At 41.1% G+C, this 19,516-nt stretch carries 18 protein-coding genes and 1 pseudogene; 10 read left to right on the forward strand and 9 right to left on the reverse strand.

What is annotated here, in order from left to right; all coding sequences use genetic code 11:
* Positions 1-56 precede the first annotated feature (56 nt).
* The 4 genes from R7Q47_RS05570 to R7Q47_RS05585 all read right to left on the reverse strand — a co-directional run bounded on the left by R7Q47_RS05570 (position 57) and on the right by R7Q47_RS05585 (position 4,786).
* Positions 57-494, reverse strand: a complete 438-nt coding sequence (locus R7Q47_RS05570; protein ID WP_065779130.1) for a hypothetical protein — start codon at positions 492-494, stop codon at positions 57-59.
* 171 nt (positions 495-665) lie between these two features.
* Positions 666-1,151, reverse strand: coding sequence for a hypothetical protein (locus R7Q47_RS05575; RefSeq protein WP_237769429.1), 486 nt, complete (start codon positions 1,149-1,151; stop codon positions 666-668).
* A 57-nt stretch (positions 1,152-1,208) separates the two neighbouring features.
* On the reverse strand, positions 1,209-3,632 hold the full coding sequence (locus tag R7Q47_RS05580; protein WP_065779128.1) for a DEAD/DEAH box helicase family protein: 2,424 nt from the start codon (positions 3,630-3,632) through the stop codon (positions 1,209-1,211).
* A gap of 710 nt (positions 3,633-4,342) precedes the next feature.
* Positions 4,343-4,786 (reverse strand): hypothetical protein, encoded by a 444-nt coding sequence (locus tag R7Q47_RS05585; protein ID WP_006071682.1) that lies wholly within the window; start codon positions 4,784-4,786, stop codon positions 4,343-4,345.
* 188 nt (positions 4,787-4,974) lie between these two features.
* Between R7Q47_RS05585 and R7Q47_RS05590 the strand changes: the two genes are divergently transcribed.
* From R7Q47_RS05590 to R7Q47_RS05600, 3 genes are all read left to right on the forward strand, one after another.
* On the forward strand, positions 4,975-5,355 hold the full coding sequence (locus R7Q47_RS05590; protein ID WP_006071684.1) for a hypothetical protein: 381 nt from the start codon (positions 4,975-4,977) through the stop codon (positions 5,353-5,355).
* A gap of 20 nt (positions 5,356-5,375) precedes the next feature.
* Positions 5,376-5,651, forward strand: a complete 276-nt coding sequence (locus R7Q47_RS05595) for a hypothetical protein (protein ID WP_054868370.1) — start codon at positions 5,376-5,378, stop codon at positions 5,649-5,651.
* A 319-nt stretch (positions 5,652-5,970) separates the two neighbouring features.
* Positions 5,971-7,121, forward strand: a protein-coding gene (locus tag R7Q47_RS05600) for an IS3 family transposase (protein ID WP_139103814.1) whose coding sequence is annotated in 2 segments (ribosomal slippage) — positions 5,971-6,214 and positions 6,214-7,121 — 1,152 coding nt in all. Because the reading frame shifts where the segments join, the coding sequence is not laid out codon by codon here.
* Positions 7,122-7,148: 27 nt separating this feature from the next.
* Here the strand turns inward: R7Q47_RS05600 and R7Q47_RS05605 are convergent.
* From R7Q47_RS05605 to R7Q47_RS05615, 3 genes and pseudogenes are all read right to left on the reverse strand, one after another.
* Positions 7,149-8,390 carry a type II toxin-antitoxin system HipA family toxin gene (locus tag R7Q47_RS05605; RefSeq protein ID WP_065779125.1) on the reverse strand — a complete coding sequence of 414 codons (1,242 nt, stop codon included), beginning with the start codon at positions 8,388-8,390 and terminating at the stop codon, positions 7,149-7,151.
* A gap of 172 nt (positions 8,391-8,562) precedes the next feature.
* Entirely contained in the window at positions 8,563-10,266 is a 1,704-nt protein-coding gene (locus R7Q47_RS05610) for an FAD-dependent oxidoreductase (protein WP_065779124.1), read from the reverse strand.
* An 84-nt stretch (positions 10,267-10,350) separates the two neighbouring features.
* Positions 10,351-10,518 (reverse strand): annotated as a pseudogene (locus R7Q47_RS05615) (pyridine nucleotide-disulfide oxidoreductase); the annotation flags it as partial.
* Positions 10,519-10,669: 151 nt separating this feature from the next.
* Between R7Q47_RS05615 and R7Q47_RS05620 the strand changes: the two are divergent.
* From R7Q47_RS05620 to R7Q47_RS05630, 3 genes are read left to right on the forward strand one after another with little or no spacing between them, the layout of a single operon-like run.
* Positions 10,670-10,960, forward strand: a complete 291-nt coding sequence (locus R7Q47_RS05620) for an ArsR/SmtB family transcription factor (RefSeq protein ID WP_005376206.1) — start codon at positions 10,670-10,672, stop codon at positions 10,958-10,960.
* A gap of 5 nt (positions 10,961-10,965) precedes the next feature.
* A complete protein-coding gene (locus R7Q47_RS05625) occupies positions 10,966-11,379 on the forward strand; it encodes a YeeE/YedE family protein (protein ID WP_411912868.1) in 414 nt (137 codons plus the stop codon).
* A 14-nt stretch (positions 11,380-11,393) separates the two neighbouring features.
* On the forward strand, positions 11,394-11,834 hold the full coding sequence (locus R7Q47_RS05630; RefSeq protein WP_031781165.1) for a YeeE/YedE family protein: 441 nt from the start codon (positions 11,394-11,396) through the stop codon (positions 11,832-11,834).
* Between the two features lie 36 nt (positions 11,835-11,870).
* On the opposite strand, the gene R7Q47_RS05635 is transcribed toward R7Q47_RS05630, so the two are convergent.
* The gene (locus R7Q47_RS05635) at positions 11,871-12,734 is read right to left on the reverse strand and encodes an endonuclease/exonuclease/phosphatase family protein (RefSeq protein WP_033907051.1); all 864 of its coding nucleotides are present in this window, start codon (positions 12,732-12,734) and stop codon (positions 11,871-11,873) included.
* A 309-nt stretch (positions 12,735-13,043) separates the two neighbouring features.
* Between R7Q47_RS05635 and nrdD the strand changes: the two genes are divergently transcribed.
* Both nrdD and nrdG read left to right on the forward strand, forming a co-directional pair.
* The gene (nrdD, locus tag R7Q47_RS05640) at positions 13,044-15,164 is read left to right on the forward strand and encodes an anaerobic ribonucleoside-triphosphate reductase (protein WP_318088679.1); all 2,121 of its coding nucleotides are present in this window, start codon (positions 13,044-13,046) and stop codon (positions 15,162-15,164) included.
* Positions 15,165-15,248: 84 nt separating this feature from the next.
* Positions 15,249-15,719 carry an anaerobic ribonucleoside-triphosphate reductase-activating protein gene (nrdG, locus tag R7Q47_RS05645; protein WP_017634628.1) on the forward strand — a complete coding sequence of 157 codons (471 nt, stop codon included), beginning with the start codon at positions 15,249-15,251 and terminating at the stop codon, positions 15,717-15,719.
* A gap of 84 nt (positions 15,720-15,803) precedes the next feature.
* Here the strand turns inward: nrdG and R7Q47_RS05650 are convergent, their stop codons facing one another.
* Positions 15,804-17,189, reverse strand: coding sequence for an MATE family efflux transporter (locus tag R7Q47_RS05650; RefSeq protein WP_005376214.1), 1,386 nt, complete (start codon positions 17,187-17,189; stop codon positions 15,804-15,806).
* 120 nt (positions 17,190-17,309) lie between these two features.
* Between R7Q47_RS05650 and R7Q47_RS05655 the strand changes: the two genes are divergently transcribed.
* Both R7Q47_RS05655 and R7Q47_RS05660 read left to right on the forward strand, forming a co-directional pair.
* Positions 17,310-18,167 carry an AraC family transcriptional regulator gene (locus R7Q47_RS05655; RefSeq protein ID WP_005376215.1) on the forward strand — a complete coding sequence of 286 codons (858 nt, stop codon included), beginning with the start codon at positions 17,310-17,312 and terminating at the stop codon, positions 18,165-18,167.
* A gap of 155 nt (positions 18,168-18,322) precedes the next feature.
* Entirely contained in the window at positions 18,323-19,510 is a 1,188-nt protein-coding gene (locus R7Q47_RS05660; protein WP_005376216.1) for an aromatic amino acid transaminase, read from the forward strand.
* Positions 19,511-19,516: the final 6 nt, after the last annotated feature.

Consider the following 19,516-nt stretch of genomic DNA (forward strand, 5'->3'; position numbering starts at 1 on the left):
TAAAAAAGCCAGTGCGGATGCACTGGCAAAATCGATGGGGTAGAGGAAGTGCATTATTATAATGATGAACTTTGGTTTAAGCGGTAAAGCCACTCTTGTAATGAAAAACAATTAGAAATGATACTTTCAGAGTCAGATAAATCATCATTGAGATAAATCTTTAACTGATTATCTTCGAAATGAGTTTTAATGAGGTTCGATTTGTTCATCGTAAACACGGCTTCTAGAATGTCATCAAAACTCTCAACTTGATGAAGAAAGCGATTTGATAAACGCCCGAATAAAAGACTTCTATCTTCTGAGTATTCATGTGATAAACATACAAACCTATGGGCTTGAGCGAAGACAACAAATAAATCAATGGGATCTTGAAAATGAACTGTTCGAGGATGATGTTTTAATGCACTGAAGTTTAAGCTAACAAGAGCGCTAGTATCAGCCGAGGTAGGCTGTGATGACAGTGCTTTTTGATTCTTAGATATAGCAAAATTCATAAATTACTCCATAATAAACTAAACCTCCCCAAAAAAGATTTAATGATTCGTTTATTATAGATTAATTTAAATGTGTAAAACTGGGGTTTAAATTACACGGTTACAAAGCTAATATGTTAAGTGGTGATTGTCAAATGTTTTTTAAATGTATAAAATTTGATTTTTAGAAATTTAATCTTCGCTATAGAGTTCTTCGTAATCGATAAGATGCATGTTCCTATCAATCCGTTTTAAATCATCAAAAGCAAAAAATTTTTTAGCTAAGCGAATAGTGTCATAAGGTTCAGTTGTGTTAGCTATTATTACTTCATAGCTATGAGGTACATGAACAAACTCAATGCTGCCAAACCTAGTCTTATAAAAACCTGATTCCCCTGTTGTACCCAGAATTAAAATCATCGGGATCTGAGAGATAACACTCCATCTTGAGAGGGCATCTTCGAAAGAGATATAACACAGTTCGCCTTCTCGCAGTGACAAAGCTAGTTTGTCAAAGAAATCAGGCGGCAATGTCGAACGCAAGTAAACAAATCGCTCAAGATCAATACTCACGATATAGTCGTGTTTTGCAATGATCTGCTCAATATCATCACATCTAAAGATTGAGCAGATCTCTTCACGTTTATAAATGAACTTTTCTGTACGGCGGTACTGCATTTCGAAAATCATTTTCATAGATTAAAAGGTAGAATTGCTTAAAACCGAACAGAATGATTACATAATAGCTTGTTTTATATCAAGTGAAGTTTCATAATAATCATGTTGATTGAGTATCGATGGATACGCGTGTGAATTTAACCAGATGTTATACTTTCTATAATTTCCGTTTGTTTTATGATCAACTTCAGTGTCAAACCCGAGTTTAGAAAGAAAATCATTTATTGCCCGTGTTTTATAGCCTTCAGAATGTGACTGTGAAGTGATGGGCTTCAACATAGTATTCATCGAACTCAGTTTTTTACAGAGTGCGGAATTACCATTTAATAACTGGTTGATGATATCATAAGCTTCATAATAACTGGATTTAGGGATAGAATGCTTCTGGTCAATACGTTCAATAGATATGTTTAAAGTTTTAAAAAGAACATTCATCAGATTAAAAAGGGGCTGGTCTGATGTTTTAGTCTGGCGCCACTCAGTATATTCTTGCAAATGTTCTAATAACGAAGCTTTGTTTCTAGAAAATGAGATTGCGTCGTCAGTCAAATAATCAATTTGAATATGCAACCTTTCTGAAATCACTCTCTTTTCAGCAGCACTCAGTTGCAAGTTGTTTGCTTGGCCTGATTGAATGACTTCATTAGCTTCATCTAGGTCAGTGATATGTTCAGGCGCGTTATAAATCGATTCGTTAACTGAGGCCCTGTATACTTCTTCAAGCTGCTTTTGCAGCAGAGATTCATTGGCATCTTGTTTTGCGTAGTATTCTTCAGCGTTAACTCGAAAACCTAACGCTGTCGCGGTGCGCTTTAAAGATACAGGCATATTATGGCGCGTATGCGTCGAGATATGATGGATAACGTGCTGCATGTGTTCGAAAGTAAACGAACTATTGATTGGTTTACCAGAAGAATCTATGTTTTTGTACTCATAGGGGATAACGTTGTCGGTTTGAATACCGTAAGTAATTTCTTTTGCTTGGCGAAACCTTCTCCCCATCTGAATGAGTCCCTTAGGTGTGAGTATGCTATGTGATATAACTAAAATCTTATCTGTGTAATTGGTTTCGATACTGACTGCTGAATCGATGTAGGGCGAGTATAAGATTTGCTTGTACAAGAAACATGAAACGTTTGGGGTAGCTAGATATTTACGTACAGCATCAGTATTACAAGTATCACGGGTAACCACTAGATACCCAGCTTCCAGTGCTTTTTCAGCACAGCCTTTACCTGAAGATTTAAGGCCGATCGAAAACAAATATTGGTACAAAGCTTCTTTCTTATCGAAAGCAATCACCTGATAAGCGTTATCTTCGTTCCTGATTGCGTTCAGTACGGTATCTCTATTCACGAGGTTGATGTTGATGTCAGAATATTTTCCGCCCTCGACTTTATAGAACTGATAATCGTGAATTCCTGTAGACTTAACTAATTCAGCCGTGATGCAGTTAGTGCTGTCAGCATCCATCATGATAACTTGCTTAGCGTAGGTGATGACCGTTTTTAAAGCGTTAAATGATTTTGCTTTCAGTCGTTCATTTTTATAATGATTACCGTCGAGTGATAAGAAGCCTTTTTCGCTCTCATCGAAGATAACTAAATCGCAGCCGAGTACATACTGCAGCATGTTAGGCAGTGAGTTTGTGGTTGAAACGATGATTTGTGCCTCTTCAAGCTTTCTTAATGACTTAGTGTTGTGATTTGCTTCCTTCGCATTGGGTAGCAGCGTTGAGATCTTATAATTTATGTTAGTATTGATTTCGTTTTTATGAGCAATGATGGCAACTCTTAAGTTCGAATCCTTTTTCAGAAGATCACGAAGATAATTATCAATGACATACGTTGTTTTCCCAGTCCCTGTTTCAGCAGAGATAACATTAACTCGGTTTAACGATAAGTCGATGTTGTTTAAACAGGAAACCGTCTTTGCTTCTGAAAAGTTCAGGGACAGAGTGATCGCTTCATTCTCCTTTAGCCTGACGGAGCGTAAACGCTGATTGATCTCATCGTCACTGATTTCAAAGAATGTTGAAGCAAAAGACTTCACAAAATCAATAGATGCAGAAGACGTTTGCACAGCTTTTCTGAGCAGCTTGAACGCATGTTCTATTAACTCATCACTGTTGATGTCTAGCTTACATGCCTGAGACGTTAAGTAGACTTCTTGAAATATAGGGTGCATATCGATCAAATCTATCGGGTGGCCTGAGATGAGCAACTCCTTTTTAAATCGGATGGCTGTGGCTATGGCATCGATAATTTCGTGTAAATCAGTCGATGCGTAAATACAGATTGAACTCACACAACGGTTGTAGACGTGGTTATTAATGAGTACTTCACTCGGAGATCGTATAGCTAAGTCATCACGTGCTTCGGTGTCTTTTATAACATCCGTTTCATTCTTAGTAATGTGAAGTCTAATATTTTTGTTTTTTAAAGGTGTAGCTGTGCTGATATTTTTATAAAAATATTCCATGATTTAATCTCGATTAATTAGTTTTTGAAAATTCTAATTAATAAATAACGACAAAATCAATCTATTTTTTATTGTTTTTTATAATGTCTATTTATTCTTTGTATTTCAATGATTTAATTGTTATTGGTTTTTCTATTTTAATTTTAATATATCGATGATATTAAAATTAAAATAGAAAGGTTAAATGAGTTCTTACGTTGTTAATAATATTATTTAAATAATATTACTCCCATGTATAACGAACTTTTCAGGTTGTAACTGAGTGTATTTAAGTTTAGAAATATGACTTGCTTTGACTTATGATCGTATACCAATGTGTCCATTTCTGTATTGTATATATAATACAGAAATGTAGATGTGGACACTGAGAGCCTGTATTCCTAAACATAAACTCTTAATTGACATTGAATTATTGAACTATGCATGCGGTAGCATGCTGAGTTTGCTGGTTGTTCAATTTGAGTAAAAGTTAACCTTTGAATGGCTATCAACCTATGTGTCCACTTCTCAAATGTATATATAATAATAAATGGAGAAGTGGACACTCAAAATTAAACATTAAATCTATATGCCACTTGCGAGGTATTATGCATCAGTGCATCAGTTCATCAGTAGGTAGACTCGCTCTTTGAGCGAGAGCTTCAATAGATGAGTACGTGATCATAACTCCAGTAAACGAATGGTGATACTTAATGATATTTAGACTTAAACTAAAGGTTGTCATCCTCAACGATTTCATCGGTTTTAAAGTCTTTCTTAGTCAGTTTTGTACCATTTTCACTATTGTATCTTTCAATTGCTGCCGCCAGTTCACGTGATGCTTTACCTTGGGATCTTTCTTTAAAAACATCTTCTCCTACTTTAAATTTAACAAGTGGTGCTGGTTTTCGCTTCGTTGCGGTAGAAGACTTTGAACCTGTTAAAGTTTTATACTTTTTTTCGAGTTCGTGAGGGATTTCAAAGTCAATTACTTGTAAAGCGTGTATGGCTGCTTCAACAGCCTTCACTTCTTGCGCAGTATTAAGCTCATCGATAACGTGGCTAACTCTATCACGGATTGCTTCTAACTCACCCAGAGATAGTTCTAAGCCTCGGATATTATTGCGACTATTAAATATTTCTATGGCTGCTTCTTGTTTTTCAGTCAATGTCATTAGTTTTATTCCTATTAGATGTACAACTGCAAAACTCCAATTTTAAACCAAACTTAAAAAGTGTGGAAGTTTTTAATTATTAAAAATTTTTTGTTTGATTTATATTTTTGTTTTTATATTTACAATGATTTTTAAATGTGGTTTATTAAAAGGGTGTTAAACGTCTTCTCGATTTAAAGGTGACCATAATGAATCGTCGTAAATATGTATATAAAAACCCAAAACTAAACCTTGTTAAAAGTCGTTTAAATGATGGTTTAAATCCCAATGTTGATTTAAATCCTTTTGATGATTATTTGATCTCAGATTGCGAAGCATTACTTAAAGCGAACAGTTTAACTGTTGAAGAACAGCAGCATAGAATTAAACCAAACGCATCATTCTCCAATAAAAAATCGGCTAACTGTATGTTGTCGAGTCAATACCATATTAAAACGGATAGACTCCAATCAGCGCAAAGCAATCAAACACAGAAGGAATCTCGTGTCCCTGGACTCTATGGTTGCAATCGTTACAAATCAAAACGAAAAGAGCAAGTCAAAGAAAGCGAAATGTTTTGTTTCTTTTAATGTGAATCGGGATAGATATTATGACGAAGCAGCATCAATGTGAACAAATGCCTGAGGAAGTTCAAGTGTACTATACAGATCACTACACAACTGAAGAACAATGGTTTTTGTTTGTCTCTGAAACCGCAACAGAAATGGATCTAGAATTAAGCCATGAACTTAATGATGTAGGAGAGTTGCTGTGGCAAACTGCTTTTAACATCATTCATTGTCCGTATTGCGGCTTGAAATTTGAAAAAACTACACAGAAGGTTACTGCTCATTTTCATAAAGCTGTTAACTATAAACTGATTTAGTCGCTTTACTTTTGTATTTGTCATGCTTATCAGCATGACTAAAACCCTAATTTTGAGAAGCGGTTAGGCCTTGTTTGAGCTTTGATAGAACCGCTCATAGCAATCTATGATCACAGAAATCTATGCTCTCGGTAAACTCGGCTTAGCCCCAAAATGAGTCAGGCCAACAATATTGAAATTAGTATAGGTAATGTAAAATATGCTCAATTTTTGAGTTTGACCTTTGTAAAATGTCTAAAGTAAGTGAAATCCCATATTGATCCGCCCCAGCAGTTTTGGACACCGAGTTAAGTGAGTACAATCACTAACGAGGTGAACAATGACAACCAAGAATACAAGAATCAAACACACTCCTGAATTTAAAGCTGAAACCCTTAAATTAGCTGAAAAGATTGGTGTGGCTGCCACTGCAAAACAGTTATCGCTGCATGAATCTCAAATCTATGCATGGCGAAAGGCTTCGAAGAAAGATACCAACACCAGTAATCGAGAAAAAGAACTGGCTGCTGAAAACGCTAAGCTCAAAAGGTTACTTGCTGAGCAAGCAGAGGAGCTAGAAATCGTAAAAAAGGCCGCCACCTATTTCGCGAAGCATCTAAAATAGATTGCTATGAATTTATGCTCGAACACTTATTAAACTTCCGTATAACCAGTATGGTTAAAGTGTTCGATGTTTCACGAAGTGGGTTTTATTACTGGATTAAGCACCGCCACAAGACAACGAATCGTGAGACATTTCGTCAACAGCTTGATTGTAAGGTCAAGAAAGCTTTTGATAGCAGCAAGGCACGAGACGGCTCCAGACGAATTCAAAAGGAACTGGCTGATAACGGTGATGAGCACGACGTAAAAACCATTGCAGCCAGTTTGAAGCGGCAGAATTTAACGCCGAAAGCTGCCCGAAAATTCAAATGCACGACAGACAGTAAGCATGAAATGCCTCTAGCCCCGAACCTGCTTGCTCAGAACTTTGACGCTTCAGCCCCCAATCAGAAGTGGGCTGGTGATATCACCTATCTAGCGACGAGTGAAGGCTGGCTGTGTTTGGCGGTAATTATCGACCTTTACTCAAGACAAGTGATTGGCTGGTCTATGGATACTCGCATGACTGCAAAACTAGTCAGTGATGCTCTATCAATGGCGTTGTTCCGACGGGGCTTCCCAGAACAAGTTATCATCCATAGTGACCGTGGTAGCCAGTACTGCTCTAAAGATTATAGAGATCAGATAGCCGCTTATAATCTAAAGCAAAGTATGAGTAGGAAAGGAAATTGTTGGGACAATGCTTGTGTCGAGAGCTTCTTCCATTCAATGAAAGTTGAAGCCATTCAATATGAGCCAATCATGACAAGAAGCGAGATGCGTCAAACGATCTTTGAGTACATAGAGGTTGATTATAATCGGACAAGAAGGCACAGTGCTCTTGGGTATTTAAGCCCAGTCAACTTTGAACAGCAATATGTCGCTTAGCAAGGTGTCCAGTCTTGCTGGTGCAGATCAGTAGGGTAGGTGGTTAACTACTTGTTCAATAGCATTCGGAAAGGAGTCAACAAACTCGTCAAGTATCTCTTGCATTCGAATTGTGCAGAAACCAACGGTTTCTGCTGTTGCAATAAAGTGACGGGGATATACCTTTTCAAGATGCCACTTATTGCCGCTTGAAGTGGATTTGAGAGACATAGCTAACTTTAGTTTACGCGTGTTTATACCTTTGCCATTTGATGCGGGATAGGCTGACATGATGTCGTAGAAAGGTGTTAGTCTATAAGCACCGTTGGTCTCAATAAAAATTGAAAAGTTTTTTGAATGACCGTCGGTTGCGCCTATCAACCATTGAAAAACTTGGAAGCGCATGAAGTTATCACGGTCTTTCTCTGCGTTAGTGGAGCTGTTCAATAGCTGCATTATTTCTACAATACCAATTCCTCCGTCAGCTTGATATTTCATGCTGGTGGGTAAAGACAATGCTTGGCACATATCTTCTTGAGCTAATCTTATAAGCGAACCTGTACTTGTAGACCATGCACGACCAAACCGTTCAACAACTAAAGATTTCACATTATCAAAGTCTAATATCTCTACGCTAGGTACTTTGAATCCCATTGCTTCTGCTAGTTTGATACAGAGATACTCATTTTCAACGCTCTCAGTCATGTCTAGTGTAGCGAATGGTTGCTGAATAACTCCAATCGGAAATTTGAGAATATGAGTACTTGGATAATCCAAATTGGGTAAAAACCAATCATTTTTAATCTTAAGTAGCGCGGTTTTCTCTTGTGCCCCTGATATTGTGATGCGAAAGTCATGCTTGTCGATTATGCCAAGTGGGTTCTGCTGCTTATGAGCAGTTATGATACTGCGCAAATCATCAACTGAAAGTGTCTCCAACTTGGCTAGATCTAATCTATCCTCAACTTCTTCTTCAGGTACTAATGATAATGAGCCTACACAGTCTCGACCGATTGCATGCAATAAATCGAAGGTATTTGTTGAGGCGGTGCTATGGCGACGCTGTATGTTCTTACGTGTTGAAGTTAGGTCAGGTAACAGATTATCAAAATAGTTTGCTACAGGGTCACCTTTGTGTGGCTGGCTTTGAAGTGGAAGAGATAGCGAAATCGGGTAGGCATTCGGTTTATCTAACCAATTATCGTCATAGCAAAATTGCAGTTTGCCATTAGTAAGCTTGATCAAATGGGCAACTTTGGTGCTGTTGATGTGTATTAGTAACGTGGTCATCTGTTTCTTCTGAACAAAATTGAAGGCGGAGAGGTGTACCTAAATCATATAATTAGTTAACAAAATAGCTAGTGCTGATTTTTACAGCACAGCGGACTGACTATTAAGGGATACGGTAGGTTATACAACAGCCAGCAATCAAATTTCTGGCTGTCAATTTTGTTAATTGTAATTACATTTTTGAATGAAGATAGGTTCGATAACCGCCTATAAGATTACGGGCTTTGTAACCATTGTTAACTAACTGACGATAAGCAACGTTACCACGTAACCCAACTTGACAGTAAATCACAATCTCTTTGTCTTTTGGTAACTCGTCCATTCGGTGACGTAATTGATCAACAGGGATGTTGATCGCATCCTTTATAAAGCCAACACTTTCAAGCTCACCTGGGTTACGTACATCGAGTAGCACTTGATTTTCGGTTAAGGAATCCATTTCATCATAGTGAATTGCTGTAGCATCACCTTTAATGATGTTGTTGGCGACAAATGCCGCTTGGTTTATGACATCTTTTGCACTTCCGTAAGGAGGCGCGTAAGTCAACTCCAGATGTTGCAGTTGTTCGACCGTCATGCCAGCTCGTTGTGCAACAGCCATTACGTCAATTCGCTTATCAATGCCATCTTTACCAACCGCTTGTGCGCCTAAGATCTTACCAGTCTTTGGTTCGAACAACATCTTGAATGAAACGACTTCAGCGCCAGGATAGTAGCTTGCATGGCTTGCGGTGTGGACATAGACTTTTTCGTATTCCATACCTGCTCGTTTTAGCTGTTTTTCATTTTTACCCGTTGAAGCCACAGCAAGGTCAAAGATCTTACAAATTGCCGTACCTTGTGTACCTTGATAAGTCTCGTTACGACCTAGCATGTTGTCGGCTGCCATACGACCTTGACGGTTGGCTGGACCCGCTAAAGGAACAAGTGTCTGCTCGCCAGTGACAAAATCTTTTTCTTCAACTGCATCACCAACAGCGTAAATTGAAGGATCGCTGGTTTGCATGTATTCATTAGTGTAGATACCACCAAGCGTCCCAATTTCTAATCCCGCTTCTTTTGCTAATTTAGTTTCTGGACGAACACCAATAGCCATAACCAGGATGTCGGTGGTTAGTTTTTCACCGTTATTAAGCGTAAGAACCAATTCACCTTCTAAGTGTTGATGTTTCTCACTCTCACCAGCATCCACGCTAGCCACATGTTCATTTGGAATAAATTGTACAGACTCAAGAGCAACGCCCAATTTAAGGTCGATCCCTTTTTCACGGATTTCTGCGTGAGCAAAACCTGCCATTTCACGGTCAATAGGTGTCATGACTTGCTCTGCCATTTCAAGCAAAGTGGTTTTGATACCCAGTTGGTGGAAGGCTTCCATTACTTCTAAACCAATGAAACCGCCGCCTACAACCGTGGCGTGCTCTGGCTTGTTCATCTGGATCGTTTTAATGATGCGATCCATGTCAGGGATATTACGTAGTGAATGAGTCAACGGATTGTCCAGACCAGGGATTGGTGGAACGATAGGGCCTGCACCTGGGCTAAGTAATAGGAAGTCGTATGTTTCTTCGTATTCTGAGCCATCAAGAAGATTTTTTACTGTCACTGTTTTGTCTTGACGGTTTATCGATACCACTTCATTCATTACACGAACATCAACGTTGAAACGCGCTAAAAAGCTTTCTGGTGTTTGTAGCAATAATTTACTGCGATCTTTGATGTCGCCGCCGATGTGATAGGGAAGGCCACAGTTAGCAAAAGACACGAAATTACCTCGTTCGAACATAATAATTTCTGCATCTTCACTTAAACGACGAGCGCGAGCTGCTGCTGATGCACCGCCAGCTACACCACCGACAATGAGAATTTTGGTCATATAGACACTCCAACTTAGCGAGTAAAAAACAAACAATAATACACTCGAAAACAAGTGAATTTTTGTTTGTTTTTAAGGTTATATTAGGAGCAGTGCTAAATTATTTTTAATGTCGCTAATCATGTAGTTGACTAATGACACAAATGGACCGCGTTCAAACATAATGATTTCTGCGTCTTCACTAAGACGACGAGCGCGAGCTGCTGCAGATGCACCGCCAGCAACGCCACCAATAATCACGATTTTGCTCATGGATTTCTCCTGCTGAATGATCGAAAACGCCTACACCTTACTTAAATAAATTAGCCAAGTCTAATGTTATTTAATCTACATTAGCATTGACTTAATAATATTAATTAGTAATATCTAATAAAATGTAATGTAGTAATGAAGAGGCATAAGAATGGGCGACAGTATGCTACAAAGTGCGACCGAAGCGAGTGAGCTGCTTAAAATTATGGCTCATCCAGAGCGCCTAATCGTGATGTGTAAGCTGATTGAAGGCGAGAAAGGGGTCGGTGAACTGTTTGAAGGTTCATCATTAAGCCAATCTGCTTTTTCACAACATCTCACCGTATTGAGAAAGCACGACATTATTAAAGCTAGAAAAGTTTCTCAGCAGGTATTTTATTCAATTTCTGATGAAAGAGTTGGTCCGCTGGTTGAGGCCTTTAAGCAAGTTTTCTGTAAGTAATTAGTTTGGCGGTTGCTATGTTTGAAGTTCCTTGGATGTCGCTGTTGGGCGGCATAATAGTTGGCGTATCAGCGATAACACTGGTGCTATTTACTGGCAAGACTGCTGGGATCAGTGGGATCTTAAACGGTGCCGTTGAGAACGCAGATCGCGTTTGGCGCATTGTTTTTTTAATTGCGATGGTATTAGGTGGCGTGTTTGCTATTTATGTTCTTGGCGGGCATGTACCAGAACAGTACAGCGGTTCTGTTGTTTTAGTTATCGTTGCTGGCTTGTTAGTCGGTGTCGGTACGCGTATCGGCAATGGTTGTACTAGTGGTCATGGCATTTGTGGGATAGGGCGTTTCTCAATCCGTTCTGTGGTCGCGACGTGTACTTTTATGGCCACAGCCATGTTAACCGTCTTGCTAGTATCGTGAGGAATAGTGCCGTTATGAAAACTCATGTAATGAAAAGTATTAAGCAAATGTCCGTTGTTGCATTTTCTGGTGTGCTCTTTGGTATTGGTATGGTGGTCTCTGGTATGGCTGAACCGGCAAAAGTGATTGGCTTTCTCGATATTACTGGAGCATGGGATCCAAGCTTAGCCTTTGTAATGGGCGGAGCACTTGCGGTGTTCGTTCCAGCTTATCTTTTATTAATAAAGCCAAGAAGCGAATCTGTGTTTGGTGATGAGATTGTCTGTCCGACTTCTAAAGCGATAGACAAAAAGTTAGTCGGTGGTGCTGTACTGTTTGGTATTGGTTGGGGGTTACTGGGTGTGTGTCCTGGTCCTGCGGTTGCCAGCCTTTTCACTGGCAACACACAAGTTCTGCTCTTTATAGTGGCAATGTTGGCTGGGTCATTCACCGCTAAAAGAGTGGTTCGTCAATAAAGAAAGTACTTCAACGTTAAAAATAGTACTTAAACGCTAAAAAGTGAGTGTCGTAGAAACCGGGCAATGGTCACTCAGTTTATAGTCGAGTACATCTTGTGTTTTGAAAACGGTTTGAACACCAGACGACGCCTTTAAATCACCACTCACAATAATGTGGTCTATCACCGAGCGGAATTGGTGGGTTTTATTCGGATTACGATTAGAACGCACTTTACATTCCGCTTTAGTCTCTTTAGTCACTAGCTTTGCACTAGTATTGTCCGATATCACGTCCCACAACCAATCTCCTTGATAACCCAAGTTGTGGTTAAAGTCGCCAAGCACGACATAATGTTGTTTGTTGTCCTCGCGCGCCTTTATCCACTTAGCTAGTGCCTGTCCTTGTTGTTTCACTATCTTACAATCGCGGTTATTACGATACGCGCCACTGCAACCCGCTTTCAGATGTACAGAGAGTAGGTGAGTCTCGTTTTCTTGGTTTGGATTTAAAACAAGGTAGCTCGCGAAGCGCAGCTTGCTGTTGCCTCGTGTGATAGAGAAGTCTGGCTTGTCTAATACGCTTACGCCATTGCGCACGGCAAAGCCTGTGTATTGGTTGGTGTCGTTAAACTGAAGGTGTCGGTTGGAGGCGTTTGAACGATCGGAAAGATAGATAGTGAAGTCATTGCCAACAGCTTTTTGCATTGCAGCGACGCTTTCGACTTCTTGAAAAGCAAGAATGTCGGCTTGTGTTTTATCCACATAGTGGGTCAGTTTTTCAAAATCTTGTGGTGTTCTCGACACTTTTCCACCATCTATAGATAACCATTCTATGTTCCAACTGGTTAGATTGATGGAGTTTTGAGCAAATGAAAGAGAACTAAAAAGTAATATTAACGTAACAAAAAGTGATCGCATTTTGGCCTGTTGCACTCCTATCTTTTAGCGTATTCCTTTCCATCCTTTATCCTACAAGACCTCCAAAAATAGCAAGTAGATTTAGTACCAATTTTGCAATTTTCATGGTTTTCTTCGCAACTGAGATCAACGCCAATAAGATCGATTTCTTCTTGTTCGCTAGCCAATCTTTATTGATCAAAATCAATGTTTTCGAGTGGTGCTTCTCGTTAAATACGCCACAATATATTGTGTTGCTAGAATAAAAAATAACCCCATATAGTGTGTTTGTGGATAACTCTGTGAGTATGCTCGGGTAAGGAGAACAAGGTGAAACCAATCGTAATCAAACGCGACGGATCAAGAGCTCCGTTCAACAGGGATCGTATCCAAGCAGCAGTTGAAGCAGCAGCGGAAAACAAAGATAAAGATGTCGCTATTTATGCTCTTAATGTGGCTCTTGCTGTCGAGTTACAGTTAAGAGAACACGATGAAGTTCACATCCATGAGATTCAAGACTTAGTCGAAAATGAACTCATGCAAGGTCCTTACAAAGCCCTAGCGCGTTCTTACATTGAATATCGCCACGATCGCGACATCGCTCGTGAGAAGCAAAGTGCACTAACTCGCGAAATCGAAGGTTTGATTGAAGAAAGTAATCTGGATCTAATCAACGAGAACGCGAACAAAGACGGCAAAGTAATTCCGACTCAACGTGACTTGTTGGCTGGTATCGTAGCGAAACACTATGCGAAGACGCACATTCTTCCTCGCGATGTGGTTCAAGCGCACGAAGTGGGTGACATTCACTACCACGATTTAGACTACGCACCGTTCTTCCCAATGTTTAACTGTATGCTTATCGATCTTAAAGGCATGCTGACGCATGGTTTTAAAATGGGTAACGCTGAGATTGATACGCCAAAATCAATTTCGACTGCAACAGCGGTAACAGCGCAAATCATTGCTCAAGTCGCGAGCCACATTTACGGCGGTACAACCATCAACCGTATTGATGAGGTTCTAGAACCGTACGTAATCACAAGCTACGAGAAACACCTAGAGATCGCAAAAGAGTGGAACATTGCTGAGCCAGAAGAGTTCGCAAAATCGCGCACTGAGAAAGAGTGTTACGACGCATTTCAATCTCTAGAATACGAAGTAAACACGCTGCATACAGCGAACGGTCAAACCCCATTCGTTACGTTCGGTTTTGGTCTTGGTACAAGCTGGGCATCACGCCTGATCCAGAAATCGATTCTGAAGAATCGTATTGCAGGTCTAGGCAAGAACCGTAAAACAGCGGTATTCCCTAAACTTGTATTCGGCATCAAAGATGGTTTGAACCACAAATCAGAAGATCCAAACTACGACATCAAGCAACTTGCGCTTGAGTGTGCGTCTAAGCGTATGTACCCAGACATTCTTAACTACGACAAAGTAGTGGAAGTAACCGGTTCATTCAAAACGCCAATGGGTTGCCGTAGCTTCCTTGGTACTTACGAAGAAAACGGTGAGCTGATTCACGAAGGTCGTAACAACCTTGGCGTCGTGAGCTTGAACCTTCCTCGTATCGCTATCCGTGCAAACGGAAGCGAAGAGAAATTCTACGAGCTTCTAAATGACCGCCTACGTCTTGCTCGTAAAGCACTAGAGACACGTATCTCTCGCCTTGAAAACGTGAAAGCACGTGTGGCCCCAATCCTATACATGGAAGGCGCATGTGGTGTTCGCTTGAAAGCAGACGACTCAATCGCAGATATCTTCAAGAACGGTCGTGCGTCTATTTCTCTTGGTTACATCGGTGTACACGAGACAATTAACGCGCTATTCGGTACAGAAGCGCACGTTTATGATGACGCTGTTTTGCGTGAAAAAGCGGTCGCGATCATCAAGCATCTAAAAGATGCTGTGAATCAATGGGCTGACGAAACAGGTTATGGCTTCAGCTTATATGCAACGCCAAGTGAAAACCTATGTAGCCGTTTCTGCCGCATCGATGCGAAAGAGTTCGGCGTAATTGAAGGCGTAACAGACAAAGGTTACTACACCAACAGCTTCCACCTAGATGTTGAGAAGAAGGTGAACCCATACGACAAGATCGACTTTGAGATGCCTTACCCAGAAATCTCAAGCGGCGGCTTTATCTGTTACGGCGAGTTCCCGAACATGCAACGTAACGTTGAAGCACTAGAAAACGTATGGGACTACAGTTACACCCGAGTGCCTTACTACGGTACAAACACGCCAATTGATGAGTGCTACGAGTGTGGCTACAACGGCGAGTTTGACTGTACAAGTAAAGGCTTCACTTGCCCAAGCTGTGGTAACCATGACTCAACTAAAGTATCAGTAACACGTCGAGTTTGTGGCTACCTAGGCAGCCCAGATGCACGCCCGTTTAACTTCGGTAAGCAAGAAGAAGTGAAGCGCCGAGTTAAACACCTGTAAGGTTTACTACCACTCGTTTTAACACTTTGAAAATCAACTTTAAACAGGTTGATTTTCTCTTTCGCGATAACACAGAGACGCATTATGAATTACCACCAATACTATCCAATTGACGTTGTTAACGGACCGGGTACGCGCTGCACGCTGTTTGTGTCGGGTTGTGTGCATCAGTGCCGAGGGTGTTATAACCAGTCGACGCAACGTTTGGATTCTGGTGTACTTTTCACGCAAGAAGCGGAAGACAAAATCATCGCTGACTTAAACGACACGCGTATCAAACGCCGTGGCTTGTCGTTGTCGGGTGGAGATCCGCTTCACCCTGCTAATGTGCCTCATATTTTGAAGATAGTGAAAAGGGTGAGAGAGGAGTGCCCAGGTAAAGACATTTGGGTTTGGACTGGCTACACGCTGACGGAACTGAATAACGCGCAAAGGGAAGTGGTGCAATACATCGATGTTTTGATTGATGGTAAGTTTGAACAAGACAAGAAAGACCTCAATCTCGAATGGCGTGGCAGTTCAAACCAAATCATTCATCGCTTTACGGACATCTAATCAAGCATTCTCTGCACATAAAAAGGGCTCACGCGTGCATAACGGGTGAGCCCTTTTGGTGTGAGTTCGTTAATGTCTTTTTGGTTACGCTGTCACCGATTGGTCATCTTCAACCATATTATTTATCCAACGTTTAGATTGAATACGGTAAGTCGTCAGTACGCCTTTCACTAACTCTTCCGCGAGCAGAGACATCAAGACAAAATGCAAAGGCAGCCCTAACACCATGCCTGTGTAATAAGTAAGGGGGATGCCAATAGCCCACTGACCGAACGTGTCGATGAAAATGCTATAGCGAATATCAGCGCCACTCTTTAGTACGCCGCCAATCCCAACCATGTTAAACACCCTCAAAATCATACCTAGCGCCATGACTAAACATACGTTAAGTGCCATGTCTGCATCGGTTAACGGGCTCAGTACCAATAGGTGATGAATCATGGGCGAGCTCAACCACACTAGGAAAAACAGCAAGGTGGCTAAGATTGCGCTGGTTAACACATACCACCACGCCGTTTTCTCGACTCGGTCATAATGTTTTGCACCAATATCATTCCCAAGAAGAACGGATGCAGCGACCGCAAATCCCATAAAGGTTGAAATCAGTACCCCTTCAATCGGTGATAAGAATGAGATGATCGCCAGTTCTGAAACGCCCAATTGACCATAGATGATGCTGTAAACGATCAATCCACCAGTCCAAAGCGCATCGTGGACCAACATGGGTAAAGAAACCTTAAAGTACTTTTTTCGATACTGTTTTAAGCGGCCTTGTACCCAATCGAACTTAGTCGGAATTAGGTAAGCATATCGTTTGTAGAAAAAATAAATCAAGACGGCCGTTTGGAAAAATCGAGAAACAAAACTACCTACGGCTGCACCAAATACGCCCCATTGAGGGAAACCAAGTAAACCAAAAATCAATACATAATTAAGCGCGACGTTAACGACAATGGCGGAGATACTAACGTTGGTTGCCAGTTTGGTTTGGCCCACGGAGCGCAATACCGCTTCAATCGGTACTACTATCGCCGTAGCAATGAGGCTAAAGCCCGTAACCACAAGATAATCACGTGCATAAGTGACGTATTCAGGATCGTCTGACATAAAAGAGACGATCTCTTCATCAAAAATCGCATAAAGAACGATAAACGGCAGCGTCACCAAAATGGAAATAAACCAAGATTGCGCCAACGTTCTGCGAATTCCGGCTAGGTTTCCTGAGCCGTAGTATTGAGAAGCAAGTACGGTAACTGCACCGCACAGGCCAAAGACAACCGCTAGGTTGAAGAAAAAGATACGATTTCCAACTCCAACTGCTGCCGTTGCAGATTCACCGAGTAGGCTTACCATGAAAATATCCACGACGCCGAGCAAAGAAAAAAGCATGGACTGAAGTGAAACAGGTAGGCCAATCGTAATCAGCTTTTGCCAAAATGCTTTATCGATGTATTCGCGTGTTAAGAGCATCGCATTTCTCCTTAAAGATTAATGCGAGTAGTTTATCCTCATGATTTGGCGGTGTATTTTTCAAAGGAATCCAAAACCTTTGTAAAACTCTCTACTAACGCACATGTGAGCCAATAAATCATGGAAGATAAACAAGAACGCTACGCGATTTCAGAAAAAACTTATCAAGAGTTTATTGATCACAGTCGAGTATTAGCACTTGAGGAGAGAGGCATTGTGCAGTGCGGCATTGCCACTTGTCGTGACTTCTTCTCTGTTTATCGTAAAAACCAAAAGAAACACATGCTGCTCTATACGGTGCGTGGTAAAGGGTGGCTAGAGAGTGGGACTTATCGATACGATTTGGAACCGGGCTCGTTGATTACAGTACCCGCAGGTGTTGAAAACGGTTTTGGTATAGAAGAAGAACCTTGGCAGATCGCGTGGCTTTTTCTTGCTCCTGATAGAGAGTGGCCGATATTAGAATGCGATGTTCGCTACCAGCTTTCATCTACACCTGAAGTGATGTATGCATGTATCCAAACACTACTACGCAGCATTCACCTTCCAATCGATTATGGTGGTGCGGTAGGTGAGCATAGTGTGGCTCAGTTAGAGCTGATGTTAAACATGCAGCCCTCAGAGTCGATATCACGCAGCCAATTGAGGCTTCGGCGTGTATTTGACCTTGTCCAACGTCAGCTCCATAAGGATTGGAGCGTTGAGCAGGTAGCGGCTCTATATCCATGTTCGGAGCCTCATTTGCATCGACTGACTCAAAAGCAGTTTGGTCGAAGCCCAATGGCACATTTAACGCGTATGCGCATGGAATATGCTGCTAGGTTACTTCGTTCAACAGAATGGCCAATTCAGCATATTGGAGAAATAGTCGGATATCCGACCAGCGCTAACTTTAGTACACGTTTTAAAGCGTGGTCGACCATGACACCAAGAGAGTTTAGAAAAAACGGTAGAGTGGATTGGTACGACGAGGAGTGAATCGTTCTTTTTCTGAACGATAGAGCGCACAAAACTCACCGCAATCCAGAATTTTGTTCTCTAATTGATGAAATAAGTGAAAAATCATTTCGTCATTTTTTGCGATGGTGTTAACGTGAGGTTCGGTACTTGAATTTCAAAGGGTTATGACTTTCATGTTTTCTAATCTCCCAACTCCCGTATTAGATCCTATTTTATCTCTATCCGTTGCATACCGTAACGATGAACGTCCAAACAAGGTTGACCTTGGCATTGGCGTATACAAAAACAGCGCAGGCGAAACGCCGATTATGAAAGCCATTCAAATGGCGCAGGATGTCGTTGTTGAAACTCAAAAAACCAAGTCTTATGTTGGTCTTGCGGGTTGCGAAGAATTTAATAAAAGCATGATCGATTTGCTGCTGACGGGAACGTCTGCAATGGATCGTGTTGCAGCAATTCAAACGCCAGGTGCAAGTGGTGCGCTGCGTATGCTCGGTGATCTGATGAAGATCGCACAGCCAGATACGACGGTTTGGATTTCCAACCCAAGCTACGTAAACCACAAGCCAGTAATGGAAGCAGCAGGCCTTAAAGTTAAGTTCTACCACTATTTCTCTTCGGAAACGAAACAAGTAGACACCGCAAAAATGATGGATGATCTTGCGAAAGCTGGGCCTTCAGATGTGGTACTTCTTCATGGTTGTTGCCACAATCCAACTGGTGCGGATATTGACTTATCTGCTTGGCAAGCCATTACAGAATTGTCGCAGAAGAACGGTTTCATCCCATTTGTGGACATTGCCTACCAAGGCTTCGGTGATGGCCTAGAAGAAGACGCAAAAGGTCTTCGTTTTATGGCAGATAACGTTGAAGAGATGTTGATTACTACTTCATGTTCGAAGAACTTTGGTTTGTACCGTGAACGAACTGGTGCAGCGATTGTGGTTGGTAAGAACATGCATGATGTAACCAATGCAAAAGGTAAACTCCTCACTCTAGCTCGCTCGACTTACACGATGCCACCCGACCATGGTGCAGCTTTAGTCAAGACCATTCTGCAAGATGACAAGCTCACTTCCGTTTGGAAGCAAGAATTGAGTGAAATGCAACATCGTTTGGTTAGCCTTCGTCAAAGTTTGTGTAACGAGTTGAGAAACAACCATAATACAGATCAATTTGATTTCATTGAGGGTCACAAAGGCATGTTTACTGTGCTAGGCTTTAGTGGAAACCAAATGGCGCAACTGCGTGAAGATTATGGCATTTATGGTGTTGGCGATGGTCGAATTAACATTGCCGGACTTACCGAAACTCATATTCCATACGTAGCGGACGCAATTAAGAAAGTATCTCAAGCTTAATTGGAG

It is taken from the genome of Vibrio sp. Vb0349 (assembly GCF_033338975.1).

Bases quoted from the DNA above. Each gene is read 5' to 3' on its own strand.
- R7Q47_RS05660 (WP_005376216.1), top strand. From the start codon at position 18,323: ATGTTTTCTAATCTCCCAACTCCCGTATTAGATCCTATTTTATCTCTA.
- R7Q47_RS05655 (WP_005376215.1), top strand. From the start codon at position 17,310: ATGGAAGATAAACAAGAACGCTACGCGATTTCAGAAAAAACTTATCAA.
- R7Q47_RS05630 (WP_031781165.1), top strand. From the start codon at position 11,394: ATGAAAACTCATGTAATGAAAAGTATTAAGCAAATGTCCGTTGTTGCA.
- R7Q47_RS05580 (WP_065779128.1), bottom strand. From the start codon at position 3,632: ATGGAATATTTTTATAAAAATATCAGCACAGCTACACCTTTAAAAAAC.
- R7Q47_RS05585 (WP_006071682.1), bottom strand. From the start codon at position 4,786: ATGACATTGACTGAAAAACAAGAAGCAGCCATAGAAATATTTAATAGT.
- R7Q47_RS05610 (WP_065779124.1), bottom strand. From the start codon at position 10,266: ATGACCAAAATTCTCATTGTCGGTGGTGTAGCTGGCGGTGCATCAGCA.
- R7Q47_RS05650 (WP_005376214.1), bottom strand. From the start codon at position 17,189: ATGCTCTTAACACGCGAATACATCGATAAAGCATTTTGGCAAAAGCTG.
- R7Q47_RS05570 (WP_065779130.1), bottom strand. From the start codon at position 494: ATGAATTTTGCTATATCTAAGAATCAAAAAGCACTGTCATCACAGCCT.
- R7Q47_RS05635 (WP_033907051.1), bottom strand. From the start codon at position 12,734: ATGCGATCACTTTTTGTTACGTTAATATTACTTTTTAGTTCTCTTTCA.
- R7Q47_RS05590 (WP_006071684.1), top strand. From the start codon at position 4,975: ATGAATCGTCGTAAATATGTATATAAAAACCCAAAACTAAACCTTGTT.
- R7Q47_RS05605 (WP_065779125.1), bottom strand. From the start codon at position 8,390: ATGACCACGTTACTAATACACATCAACAGCACCAAAGTTGCCCATTTG.
- R7Q47_RS05595 (WP_054868370.1), top strand. From the start codon at position 5,376: ATGACGAAGCAGCATCAATGTGAACAAATGCCTGAGGAAGTTCAAGTG.
- nrdG (WP_017634628.1), top strand. From the start codon at position 15,249: ATGAATTACCACCAATACTATCCAATTGACGTTGTTAACGGACCGGGT.
- R7Q47_RS05575 (WP_237769429.1), bottom strand. From the start codon at position 1,151: ATGCAGTACCGCCGTACAGAAAAGTTCATTTATAAACGTGAAGAGATC.
- R7Q47_RS05620 (WP_005376206.1), top strand. From the start codon at position 10,670: ATGGGCGACAGTATGCTACAAAGTGCGACCGAAGCGAGTGAGCTGCTT.